Source organism: Pseudomonas persica, from assembly GCF_900291015.1.
Taxonomy (GTDB): Bacteria; Pseudomonadota; Gammaproteobacteria; order Pseudomonadales; family Pseudomonadaceae; genus Aquipseudomonas.
The window spans coordinates 1-230 of sequence record NZ_OLKL01000424.1 but is presented as its reverse complement, the minus strand read 5'-3'; the positions used below and the strand labels follow the sequence as shown (position 1 = coordinate 230).

1 protein-coding gene is annotated in these 230 nt (G+C 63.0%); it reads left to right on the top strand.

The features are described from left to right. The coding region (locus FQ664_RS27130; RefSeq protein ID WP_144176029.1) for an NEL-type E3 ubiquitin ligase domain-containing protein at nucleotides 1-230 on the top strand (230 nt) is incomplete at both ends.

Here is a 230-nt window from a genome sequence, read left to right as displayed (position 1 = left end):
GCCTGGGACCGCCTGAGCGAGGAGCCGGGCTCTGGAGGCCTGTTCAGGTTCCTGGCCGACTTTGCCCAGAGCGAAGACTTCGAGGCCCATCCGCGGCATTTTCGACGCCGTCTCTGGCACATCCTCGAAGCCTGCGAAAACAATGAAGCGTTACGCGAGCAGTTGTTTCGCGAGGCCGACGGGCCGCGTACCTGCGAGGATCGCCTGTTGCTGCTGCTCAACCAGATGGA